At 61.8% G+C, this 11810-nt stretch carries 7 protein-coding genes; 5 read left to right on the top strand and 2 right to left on the bottom strand.

Features of this window, described 5'->3' with window-relative positions; genetic code table 11:
* Positions 1–194: 194 nt before the first annotated feature.
* Entirely contained in the window at positions 195–2210 is a 2016-nt protein-coding gene (gene uvrB, locus QRN50_RS23285) for an excinuclease ABC subunit UvrB (protein WP_003345654.1), read from the bottom strand.
* A gap of 401 nt (positions 2211–2611) precedes the next feature.
* On the opposite strand from uvrB, the gene QRN50_RS23280 reads away from it, so the two are divergent.
* Together QRN50_RS23280 and QRN50_RS23275 are read left to right on the top strand one after the other, a co-directional pair.
* Positions 2612–3808: an amino acid aminotransferase gene (locus QRN50_RS23280; protein WP_003407696.1), complete on the top strand. Its 1197-nt coding sequence runs from the start codon at positions 2612–2614 to the stop codon at positions 3806–3808.
* A 229-nt stretch (positions 3809–4037) separates the two neighbouring features.
* Positions 4038–4349 carry a hypothetical protein gene (locus tag QRN50_RS23275; protein ID WP_003407694.1) on the top strand — a complete coding sequence of 104 codons (312 nt, stop codon included), beginning with the start codon at positions 4038–4040 and terminating at the stop codon, positions 4347–4349.
* 52 nt (positions 4350–4401) lie between these two features.
* Here the strand turns inward: QRN50_RS23275 and pvdQ are convergent, their stop codons facing one another.
* Positions 4402–6741, bottom strand: coding sequence for a bifunctional acylase PvdQ (gene pvdQ / locus QRN50_RS23270; protein ID WP_096127023.1), 2340 nt, complete (start codon positions 6739–6741; stop codon positions 4402–4404).
* Between the two features lie 186 nt (positions 6742–6927).
* Between pvdQ and QRN50_RS23265 the strand changes: the two genes are divergently transcribed.
* Genes QRN50_RS23265 through QRN50_RS23255 form a run of 3 tightly spaced genes read left to right on the top strand, consistent with a single transcriptional unit; the run spans position 6928 to position 11470 of the window.
* The gene (locus tag QRN50_RS23265) at positions 6928–8100 is read left to right on the top strand and encodes an efflux RND transporter periplasmic adaptor subunit (protein WP_011267357.1); all 1173 of its coding nucleotides are present in this window, start codon (positions 6928–6930) and stop codon (positions 8098–8100) included.
* A complete protein-coding gene (locus tag QRN50_RS23260) occupies positions 8101–10074 on the top strand; it encodes a MacB family efflux pump subunit (RefSeq protein WP_011267356.1) in 1974 nt (657 codons plus the stop codon).
* Positions 10075–10081: 7 nt separating this feature from the next.
* Positions 10082–11470: an efflux transporter outer membrane subunit gene (locus tag QRN50_RS23255; RefSeq protein WP_024660359.1), complete on the top strand. Its 1389-nt coding sequence runs from the start codon at positions 10082–10084 to the stop codon at positions 11468–11470.
* The last annotated feature ends 340 nt before the right edge of the window (positions 11471–11810 follow it).

The raw sequence follows: 11810 nt of genomic DNA, 5'->3' as shown, positions 1-11810 counted from the left end.
TATATTTACCCATGACGCCTCCAAAGGTTGCATCCAACCTTCGGGGGTCACACCACTCCGCGTGGGAATGCAGTTCGTGACGCTCCGCGTCACACGGCAGTTCTGTCAGGTGGATTGAGATTTGACAACGGCATGCCAACGCAGAGCATTGGCACGATGATCAACGCGGATTGACGCGAGAGTCGGCTAGCCAATCAAACCGCCAGCAAGCGCTCGCGCAGTTTGCCGATTTCGTCGCGCATCTGCGCAGCGGCTTCGAATTCCAGGTCGCGGGCCAGTTGGTACATTTTTTCTTCCAGTTGGCGAATGCGTTTGTTGATCTCGCTCGGCGAGCGCAGTTCGTTCTCGTAGCGGGCGTTTTCTTCGGCGGCTTTGGCCATGCCTTTGCGCTTCTTGCTGCGCGAGCCAGGCACGGTGGCGCCTTCCATGATGTCGGCGACGTCCTTGAATACGCCTTTGGGCGTAATACCGTGTTCCAGGTTGAAAGCGATCTGCTTCTCGCGACGTCGCTCGGTCTCGCCGATGGCGCGCTCCATCGAGCCGGTAATCCGGTCGGCATACAGAATCGCCCGGCCGTTGAGGTTCCGTGCGGCCCGGCCAATGGTCTGGATCAGCGAACGGTCGGAGCGCAGGAAGCCTTCCTTGTCGGCATCGAGAATCGCCACCAGTGACACTTCAGGCATGTCCAGACCTTCGCGCAGCAGGTTGATGCCCACCAGCACGTCGAACGTCCCCAGTCGCAGGTCACGGATGATTTCGACACGTTCCACCGTATCGATGTCCGAGTGCAGGTAGCGCACCCGCACGCCGTGGTCACTCAGGTAGTCGGTCAAATCCTCGGACATGCGTTTGGTCAGCGTGGTGACCAGTACCCGTTCCTCAAGCGCAGCACGCTTGTGAATTTCCGACAGCAGGTCGTCGACCTGAGTCAGCGCCGGACGAATCTCGATCTGCGGGTCCACCAGGCCGGTCGGACGCACCACTTGCTCGACGATACGCCCAGCGTGCTCGGCCTCGTAGTTACCCGGAGTCGCCGAGACGAAAATGGTCTGCGGGCTGATCGCCTCCCACTCATCGAAGCGCATCGGCCGGTTATCCAGTGCCGACGGCAGGCGGAAGCCGTACTCGACCAGAGTTTCCTTGCGCGAACGGTCACCTTTGTACATCGCGCCGACCTGCGGCACGCTGACGTGGGATTCGTCGATCACCAGCAAGGCATCGGGGGGCAGGTAGTCAAACAAGGTCGGTGGCGGCGCACCGGACGGACGACCCGACAGGTAGCGCGAGTAGTTTTCGATACCGTTGCAGTAGCCCAGCTCGAGCATCATTTCCAGATCGAAACGGGTGCGCTGCTCGAGACGCTGGGCTTCCACCAGTTTGTTCTGGCTGCGCAGGTATTCGAGGCGCTCCTGCAGCTCGACCTTGATGTTTTCCATCGCCTCGATCAGCGTTTCGCGCGGGGTAACGTAGTGGCTTTTCGGATAGAAGGTGAAGCGCGGCAGCTTGCGAATCACCTCGCCGGTCAGTGGATCGAACGCCGACAGGCTCTCGACCTCGTCATCGAACAGTTCGACCCGGATCGCTTCCAGATCGGATTCGGCCGGGTAGATGTCGATCACGTCGCCGCGCACCCGGAAGGTCGCACGGGCAAAGTCCATGTCGTTACGGGTGTATTGCAGATCGGCCAGGCGGCGCAGCAAGGCACGCTGATCGAGTTTGTCGCCGCGATCGATGTGCATGACCATGCGCAGATAGGTTTCCGGACTGCCCAGACCGTAAATGCACGACACCGTGGTGACGATGATCGCATCCTTGCGCTCCAGCAGCGCCTTGGTCGCCGACAGGCGCATCTGTTCGATGTGGTCGTTGATCGACGCATCCTTCTCGATGAAGGTGTCGGACGACGGCACATAGGCTTCGGGCTGGTAGTAGTCGTAGTAGGAAACGAAATACTCCACGGCGTTGTTCGGGAAAAACGCCTTGAATTCGCCATACAACTGCGCGGCCAGGGTCTTGTTCGGTGCCAGCACCAGCGTCGGACGCTTGATCTGGGAAATCACGTTGGCGATGCTGAACGTCTTGCCCGAGCCGGTCACCCCGAGCAAGGTCTGATGCGCGAGCCCTGCGTCGATCCCTTCGACCAGTTGGCGAATGGCCTCGGGCTGATCGCCGGCTGGCTCAAAGCGGGTAACGAGCTGGAACTCGGACATAACTGACCTCTTGAATGGTGCGCGTGTGACGGGTTCGCGTGAATCTGTCCGCGACCTGACCGCCTCGACGGCACAACTGGAAATATTCGTCGGCGCATGACGGCGCGCCATGACGAAATCATCGCAAACAGCCGTTCCCGCCGGGAAGCAGGCGTGCGATGTTTTGAAGTGATGGCTAATAGATGGAGTCATATATCAGCCTTTCAAGGCATCCACTTAAAGCATTGAGGTTTTAACCGAACGAACGTTCTACAAATATGCGCAAAAACCTGTAAAAAACCCGCCCTGCACTGTCGATCACTGAGGGGATGCTCTCTATACTACGCTCTGTTTGCGCACCGCTTTGGCGCATCGAGCCTCAGCGTGTCCCCTTCCCACTCTTCACCAAGAGCCGCCGCACCATGAGCCTGTTTTCCGCTGTCGAAATGGCACCCCGCGATCCGATCCTGGGTATCAACGAAGCCTTCAACGCCGACACCCGCAGCACCAAGGTCAACCTTGGCGTAGGCGTCTACTGTGATGAAGACGGGCGCATCCCCCTGCTGCGCGCCGTGGCCGAAGCCGAGAAGGTCCGCGTGGCCCAGCATGCTCCGCGCGGCTACCTGCCGATCGACGGTATTGCCGCCTATGACCAGGCTGTGCAAAAACTGTTGCTGGGCGCTGATTCGCCGCTGATCGCCTCGGGCCGCGTGCTGACCACCCAATCGGTCGGCGGCACCGGCGCACTGAAGATCGGTGCCGACTTCCTCAAGCAGCTGCTGCCCGATGCCGTCGTCGCCATCAGCGACCCGAGCTGGGAAAACCACCGTGCGCTGTTCGAAACCGCAGGCTTTGCGGTGCAGAACTATCGCTACTACGACGCTGCCACTCACGACGTGAACCGTGCCGGCATGCTCGAAGACCTGCACAACCTGCCGAACAACTCGGTGGTGGTGTTGCATGCCTGCTGCCACAACCCGACCGGCGTCGACCTGAGCCTGGATGACTGGAAGAAAGTGCTGGAAGTGGTCAAGGCCAAGGGCCACGTACCGTTTCTGGACATGGCCTACCAAGGCTTCGGTCAGGGTATTCAGGAAGATGCGCTGGCAGTGCGCCTGTTTGCCGAGTCGGGCCTGACCTTCTTCGCCTCCAGCTCGTTCTCCAAATCGCTGTCGCTGTATGGCGAACGCGTCGGCGCGCTGTCGATCATCACCGAATCGAAGGAAGAAACCACTCGCGTCCTGTCCCAGGTCAAACGCGTGATCCGTACCAACTACTCCAACCCGCCGACCCACGGTGCGATCATCTCCGCTGCGGTGCTTAACGACCCGACGTTGCGTGCAATGTGGGAAGAGGAACTAGGCGAAATGCGTCTGCGCATCCAGGGCATGCGCAAGGCGATGGTCGAGCGTCTGGCTGATAACCCGGCCGGTCAGGACTTCAGCTTCGTCGCTCGCCAGTGCGGCATGTTTTCCTACTCCGGCCTGACCGCCGAACAGGCCCAGCGCCTGCGCAGCGAGTTCGGCATCTACGCGCTGGACACCGGGCGTATCTGCGTGGCCGCGCTGAATCAGAAGAACATCGACGTAGTGTGTGACGCGATCAAGCAGGTTCTTTAAGTTTTAAGCTGCAAGCTTCAAGCTTCAAGCTTCAAGCTTCAAGCTTCAAGCTTCAAGCTTCAAGCTTCAAGAAAAAGCAGAACTGCTCTTGCTTGTAGCTTGCAGCTTGCAGCTTGTAGCTCCCAGCTCCCAGCTCCCAGCTCCGCTGGGCACTTTCCATCGAACGATCTGAAAAAACCTGCCTCGAAACTCTGTCAGCACATTTTCTGAACCAGATATCGAGGTACTCATGTCTATCGAACCGCAACGTCAGAAAGAACCGACGCCAAATCAGGACGCACCTGCCAGCCCGGGCCCGGACCGCAACGATCCGGCAATCGAGCCGCAAGTCGGGGACGTGAAACCCGAGACTGAAAAGGGCAATGGCCAGAGCCAGGGCCAGACGCCTTCCCCCAGCCAGTCACAGACTCAGTCGCAGAGCCAGTCAACCAGCGACAGCGCCTATGTGCCTGACCATGAGCCGGAAGAAAAAACCGAGGACTTACGCAATCATCAGCCAACCACGGGTGTTGACGCTGATATCGATACACCCGGCGGCTGATTGCCGATAAGCGCATTTGGGCCGCATGGCCCAAACGCTTTTCTTGCCTCTTTCAGCGATCAGGCTCCTCGCTTATCACCTGCACCTCATACGCAGGATCAGCCTTGATCTGCTGTTCAGTGAACGGCAACGCCTGCCATTGTTTTTTTGAAAATGCTTCAGTCTGGTCACTTGAATGGGCTGACTGTGGATTGCTCGATTCCGAGAACGCCAGTAAACCCTGCGCCTTGGGGCCCTGCTCGTCGAACGTCACCACCTGCAGGTAGCTGGTGCCACTGACCACCTCGCGCTTGCCGTCCTTGCCCGCCACCGTTTGCATGGCGTTGTAGACGCCGAGCCCGGCCGGACCGCCGTGAATCGGGATCTGCTTGCCGCTGATGCTGGAGACCTGAATGTCGCCCCATTTACTGCCTGCCGGGAGGCCTGCCTTGGCCACGTCATCGACCGCTGCGAGCATGGCCGCGCGCAGTGCGGTGGCAACAGATGAGTTTTCAATCGCCAGCCCGCTCGGCGTGTGAACCGGGTCCTGCGGGTCGAACGCGACGCGCCAGCGTGAGGCAACAGCTTGCATGGACGTCATGATCTTCTGGAAGTACACGAAGCCGATGCCACTGTTCAGGTCAGCGCGCCCGTCCCAGTCTTTCAGTGCAGCGCACAACGGTGCCAGACGGGCAGCGTCGTCACCCAGCTCCGAGGCGCAGAATGTGAGCAGATCCGGCAGCACTTGCCCGGCCTGATAGACCTCGTTGTCCATGACCATCGCTTGCAGGTTCTCGACGCTGATCTTGCCCGCCGTCTTCAGGCTCTCCAGCCGATCCAGCGCAAAACGTGCTCGCTGTCCCAGCGGCTGGCCGTCCTGGCTGATCAGCGGCGAAAAGCCCTGCAGCGGCGCAGCGGGATTGACCATCCACGCCGAATCGTTGGAATGCTGCACGAAATCGGTCCGCAGCAACTGCGGCTGGCGCGAGGACGGATAGATGCCGGCTTGTGCTGCCTCTGCGGAGACCTCCCAGTTGCATTCACTGCGCGAGCCGTCGAGCACGATCAGCTCTGTGCCGATGCGCGGATCACTGCACCTGGCAAGCCTGGCGGCATCAACGTTCGGCACCACCGAGAGGTTCATGTACAGCGCCTGCCCCTGGGCATCCACCGCCAGGGTGTTGACCCACGGGATGCCCTGGATCTTACGTACCGAATCCTGAAACGCCTTGAGGCTGTCGGCCTTGTCCATCGCATACCACTGCTGCAACACCCGATCATTTTGCAGGTTGGCATCACGCAGACTGAAGGCAAACTTACTATCCCAGTCCAGCTTGCCCGGCCATTGCACCACCGGACCGAATATGGACGAATAGACGATGCGTGGCACCGACTTCAGGCTGCCATCCGCTTGCTTCACGTCGACACTCACCTGCTGCTTGCCCATGGCAACCGATTGGCCATCCAGCAGGTAACGGGTGGAATCCTTCGGGTCGAGCTGCAGGCGATGCAGCGTGAAGTGTTTCGACGTGTCGACGGTATGGCTCCAGGCCAGATGCTGATTGAAGCCGATGTTGATCAGCGGCAGGCCCGGCAGCGCTGCGCCCATCACGTCGAGTTTGCCGGGAATGGTCAGGTGCATTTGATAGAAACGCATGCCGCCGCCCCATGGGAAATGCGGATTGGCCAACAGCATGCCGCGTCCGTTGGCGGACAGCTCGCGTCCTATTGCCACGGCATTGCTGCCGCGTTCCAGAGCAAAACGCTGGTTACGCGCAGCGGCCAGTTGCAGCGCCTGAGCCTGCTGAGCATCGACCTGCAGTGGTTTTTGCTGTGCAGGCGGCGTGGCACCGGCCAGCGCTTCGGCAAACTGCCCAACGCCCCCCTCGACCAGCAGGCGGCGGGTCAAACGCAGCAGATCATCGGTGCTGATCGGTCGAACCCACTCGGCCGCACAGGGTTGCGGCAGGCCTTGGGTGGTCTGCTCGGCCAGCGAACGGTTGTAACCGGCGACATAACCCTGCATCAACTGGCGAATCTCCCGCGGCTGCGCATTCCAGAAATCCGCCAGTGCCTGCGGCGTATTGAGCCACTGGAACAGCAGGTCGCTGGCCATGTTGTTGCGCTGCTCAAGGGTCGCCTTGTCCGGGCCGAAATAGCGCGAGCGCTGGCCATTGACGGTGACCACCTCATTGGCCAGCAGGCACAGGTTGTCCTGCGCGTAGGCATAACCGATGCCGTAGCCCAGACCGCGCTCATTGGCGGCAACGATGTGCGGCACGCCAAAACCGGTCCGCCGGATCTCGGCCCTGGCCGCCTGATTTCCAGGCTCAACCAAGGCCTGCGCAGGCAAAATCACAGCGAATGAAAGACCTGCAAACAGAAAACCGCACAGGGGTCTGAAAATAATCACGCTGACTCCAACTCGACAAGACGACCCGAATTAGCCGCTCCCGTTAAACGAAGCACGGACGCTGATGTTTAGCCGAAGCGGACAACCCGTGATCGACGCTAAATTCCTGCCGGCATGCCTCGTTTAAAGGGCAGCTCTCGTGGCCGTCGCTCACCGACCGACTGATCTCCCAGCGCAGGAATCTGCATGAAACGCTCTCGACATCCTCGACGCGCCCTCCTGGTGGCGCTGTGCCTGTTCCCGGTCATTGCCGTATGCGCCTGGCAGATCCTGCCCGACAGCAAAAGCAGCGCCGCAACTGTGACGGTGACCCGCGGCACGATCGAAAACAGCGTCACGGCGTTGGGTACCCTGCAGCCGCGCAGCTACGTGGACGTGGGCTCGCAGGCCAGCGGGCAGATCATGAAAATCCACGCCCAGGTCGGCGATCAGGTCAAGGAAGGCGACTTGCTGGTCGAAATCGATCCTTCGACGCAAAAAGCCAAGCTCGACGCCGCACGCTACGCCATCGACAACCTCAAGGCGCAATTGCAGGAACAGCGTGCGCTGCACGAACTGGCCGAACAGAAGCAGCAGCGCCAGAAGCGCCTCGCCGCAGGCGGTGCCACGCGGGCCGAGGACGTGCAGGCTGCGGAATCGGAATTTCGCGCCACCCAGGCACGGGTCGACATGTTCAAGGCGCAGATTCTCGAAGCCCAGGCCGCCCTGCGCAGCGACGAAGCAGCGCTGGGCTACACCCGTATTTTCGCGCCCATGAGCGGCACAGTGGTGGCCCTCGACGCACGTGAAGGCCAGACGCTGAACGCACAACAACAGACGCCGCTGATTCTGCGCATCGCCCGCTTGTCGCCGATGACGGTCTGGGCCGAGGTCTCGGAAGCCGATATCGGCCATGTCAAACCCGGCATGACTGCCTATTTCACCACCCTGAGCGGCGGCAACCGGCGCTGGAGCAGCACCGTGCGACAGATCCTGCCAGTACCGCCCAGGCCGCTGGATCAAGCCAATCAGGGCGGCGGCAGCCCGAGCAGTGCGCGCAAGAACGGCGGTGGCCGGGTGGTGTTGTACACCGTGCTGCTGGACGTGGATAACAGCGATCAGGCGCTGATGGCAGAAATGACCGCGCAGATATTTTTCGTCGCCGATAAAGCCGAGAACACACTTACCGCGCCACTCGCGGCGTTGCGAAACGGAGCGCAGACCGATCGGCAGACCGCCCAGGTGTTGTCTGCCAATGGCGAGGTGCAGAACCGTCAGGTACGCACCGGCATCAGCGACCGCCTGCGCGTGCAGGTACTCGACGGCCTGAATGAAGGTGAGCGCCTGCTGGTGCCCGCCTCTGTCGGCAGCGGGGGCTGAATGCGCACGCCGCTGATCGACCTGCGAGGCATTCGCAAATCCTACGGCGGAGGCGACAGCCCGCTGGTCAACGTGCTGCGCGGCATCGATCTGTCGATTCATACCGGTGAGTTCGTGGCGATTGTCGGCGCTTCCGGGTCCGGCAAGTCGACGCTGATGAACATCCTCGGTTGTCTGGACCGTCCAACCTCGGGCGAATACCTGTTCGCCGGAGAAAACGTCGCCGCGCTGGGCAGCGACGAACTCGCCTGGCTGCGCCGCGAGGCATTCGGGTTCGTGTTTCAGGGCTATCACCTGATTCCGTCCGGCTCGGCCCAGGAAAACGTCGAGATGCCGGCGATCTACGCCGGGACGCCCGCCGCAGAGCGTCATGCCCGAGCCGCCGCCCTGCTCGACCGGCTGGGCCTGGCGTCGCGCACCGGCAATCGGCCGCACCAGTTGTCCGGCGGCCAGCAGCAACGGGTGTCCATCGCCCGCGCCTTGATGAATGGCGGGCACATCATCCTCGCCGACGAGCCCACCGGTGCGCTGGACAGCCACAGTGGCGCGGAGGTCATGACTCTGCTCGACGAACTGGCGAGCCAGGGCCATGTGGTGATCCTCATCACCCATGATCGCGAAGTGGCGGCGCGCGCCAAACGGGTCATCGAGATCAGCGATGGGCTGGTGATCAGTGATACGGCTCAAGATGCTTCTGACGTGCAGCGCTCAGTCAATCCAGCCGCGCTGCAGGCGGTCGACCTGCGCAAGCGTCTGAGCGAAGGCAGCGGCAGCCAAAGCGCCTGGCAAGGCGAACTGTTCGACGCGATTCGGGCGGCGTGGCGAGTGATGTGGATCAACCGCTTCCGAACCGCGCTGACCTTGCTGGGCATCGTCATCGGCGTGGCGTCGGTGGTGGTGATGCTGGCTGTCGGCGAAGGCAGCAAACGTCAGGTGATGGCGCAGATGTCCTCGTTCGGTTCCAACATCATTTACCTCAACGGCAAGGCGCCCAACCCGCGTGCGCCCAAGGGCGTCATCACCCTGGAGGAAGTCGCTGCGCTGGGCGAGTTGCCCGAGGTGAAAATGATCATGCCGGTCAACGGCGGCCAGGCCGGGGTGCGCTACGGCAACCTCGATCATTCCAGTTACGTCGGCGGTAATGACACGCACTTTCCGGCGATCTTCAACTGGCCGGTGGTGGAAGGCAGTTATTTCAGCGAGGCTGATGAGCAGAACGCAGCCGCCGTGGCAGTGATTGGTTACAAGGTTCGCCAAAAACTGTTCGGCGAGCAGAGCGACCCTGTCGGCCAGTACATCCTGATCGAAAACGTGCCTTTTCAGGTGGTCGGCGTGCTGCAGGAAAAAGGCGCCACATCGGGCGATCTGGACAGCGACAATCGCATCGCCATCCCCTACTCGTCGGCCAGCATCCGCCTGTTCGGCACACAGGACCCCGAGTACATCACCATCGCCACCCGCGACGCCAACAACGTCAAACAGGCTGAACAGTCGATACGCAACCTGCTGCAACAGCTGCATCACGGCAAACAGGATTACGAGCTGACCAACAACGCCGCGATGATCCAGGCCGAAGCCCGCACCCAGAACACCCTGTCGCTGATGCTCGGCTCGATTGCCGCCATTTCCTTGCTGGTCGGCGGTATCGGAGTGATGAACATCATGCTGATGACGGTGCGCGAACGCACCCGTGAAATCGGCATCCGCATGGCCACCGGCGCGCGGCAGAGCGACATCCTGCGGCAGTTTCTCACCGAGGCGGTGATGCTTTCCGTGGTCGGCGGGCTGGCCGGTATCGTGCTGGCGCTGGGCATGGGCGCAGCGCTGCTGCTGAGTAAGGTGGCCGTGGCGTTCACCCTGCCGGCTGTGGCCGGGGCGTTTGCCTGCGCCCTGATCACCGGCGTGATCTTCGGTTTCATGCCGGCCCGCAAGGCTGCCCGCCTCGACCCGGTCGCGGCCCTCACCAGTGAATGATCGATCAATGAAGCCGAGTCTCTCCGTTTTGACTGCCTGTCTGTTGCTGAGCGCCTGCCAGACACCCGCCCCGCCGCCGGACAGCGGCATCCAGCCACCGGCAAGCTGGGCGTTTGCCGAAAACGCCGCCGCGCAGCGCAGCGACGTGCGTTGGTGGCAGCAGTTCGGCAGCCCGCAGCTGGATCGCCTGATCGAACAGGCCAGCCGCGACAGCCACGAAGTCGCTGCGGCGATGGCGCGGGTTCGTCAGGCACAGGCCAGCGCCATCATCGGCGGCGCGCCCTTGCTGCCGGAACTGGCCTTTGACCTGCGCGGCGAACGTAACCGGTTCCTGCGCAACAGCGACCGCAAGGCCAACCCTTCCGACGACAACAACACCAACAATTTCACCAGCGACCTGACCGCCAGCTATGAAGTGGATTTCTGGGGCGGCATCGCAGCGGGACGCGACAGCGCACTGCAAGGCCTGCGCGCCAGCCGGTTCGATCAGGCGACCGTGGAGCTGACCCTGCTGGCCAACGTCGCCGACCGCTATGCGCAAACCCTGGCGGCGCGCGAGCAAGGGCGGATTGCCGAGCTGAATCTGGCCAACGCGCAAGACGTGCTGCGCCTGGTGCAGACCCGCTATGAATCGGGCTCGGCAACGGCACTGGAGCTGGCACAGCAGAAGAATCTGGTTGCAACCCAGCAGCGTGAACTGCCCCGCGTTCAGCAACTGGCCAACGAGCAGTTGATCACCCTGGCGGCCTTGCTCGGTCAGCCGGTGCAGAATCTGCACCTCGCGGATCAGCCCTTCGACACCCTGAACTGGCCGGACATCGGCGCAGGTGTACCGAGCGAGTTGCTGACCCGCCGCCCTGATCTGGCCAAGGCCGAGGCTGACCTGGCAGCGGCACAGGCCAATGTCACCGTCGCCCGCGCCGCCATGCTGCCGAAACTGACCCTGAGCGCCAGGCTGGGCACCGAAAACACCCGCGCCGAAGACTGGCTGCGTGCACCGTTCAGCAGCCTCGCTGCCGGGCTGGTGGGGCCGATCTTCAACAATGGCCGCCTGGCTGCCGAGCGCGACAAGGCCACAGCGCGTCAGGAGGAACTGCTGGAAACCTATCGCGGCGCGATCATCAACAGCTTCGCCGACGTGGAAAAAGCCCTGAACAGCATTCGCGGCCTGGATCAACAGCGCTACTGGCACGAAGAAGAACTCAAACAGGCACAAACTGCCTTCCGCATCGCCCAGAGCCGCTATCAGGAAGGCGCCGAGGACCTGCTCACCGTACTGGAAACCCAGCGCACGCTGTACCTGGCGCAGGATGTCAGTGTGCAACTGCGGCTGGCGCGCCTGCAGGCGAGCATTGCGCTGTACAAGGCACTGGGTGGGAGCTGGCAGGTGCACTGAGCGCCACGCAAGGAACGATAATCCCACCACCACTATCGTGCGACGCAGAGCGTCGAGAACTGCATTCCCACGCAGGAGCGTGCGGAACGATAATCTCAACTCCGTGCTGAAGCTCTACGTCAATCTGCACGAACAACTCATTATCGTGCAACGCTCTGCGTCGTCATGCCGTTCCGGACGCTCCGCGCCCTCTTGCGACGCAGAGCGTCGAGAACTGCATTCCCACGCAGGAGCGTGAGGAACGATAATCCCGACTACCGTGCCGAAGCTCTGCGTCGGTCTGCGCGAACAACTCATTATCGTGCGACGCTCTGCGTCGCATGCCGTTCTGGACGCTCCG

The sequence above is a fragment of the Pseudomonas sp. MEJ108 genome (assembly GCF_030208985.1).
GTDB lineage: Bacteria > Pseudomonadota > Gammaproteobacteria > Pseudomonadales > Pseudomonadaceae > Aquipseudomonas > Aquipseudomonas fragariae.
The sequence above is the reverse complement of the archived record's forward strand: the minus strand, read 5'-3'. Positions and strand labels throughout refer to the sequence as shown.

What these genes read in the sequence shown, in the direction of transcription:
- uvrB (WP_003345654.1), bottom strand. Translation starts at nt 2,210, where the DNA reads ATGTCCGAGTTCCAGCTCGTTACCCGCTTTGAGCCAGCCGGCGATCAG.
- QRN50_RS23280 (WP_003407696.1), top strand. Translation starts at nt 2,612, where the DNA reads ATGAGCCTGTTTTCCGCTGTCGAAATGGCACCCCGCGATCCGATCCTG.
- QRN50_RS23275 (WP_003407694.1), top strand. Translation starts at nt 4,038, where the DNA reads ATGTCTATCGAACCGCAACGTCAGAAAGAACCGACGCCAAATCAGGAC.
- QRN50_RS23265 (WP_011267357.1), top strand. Translation starts at nt 6,928, where the DNA reads ATGAAACGCTCTCGACATCCTCGACGCGCCCTCCTGGTGGCGCTGTGC.
- QRN50_RS23260 (WP_011267356.1), top strand. Translation starts at nt 8,101, where the DNA reads ATGCGCACGCCGCTGATCGACCTGCGAGGCATTCGCAAATCCTACGGC.
- QRN50_RS23255 (WP_024660359.1), top strand. Translation starts at nt 10,082, where the DNA reads ATGAAGCCGAGTCTCTCCGTTTTGACTGCCTGTCTGTTGCTGAGCGCC.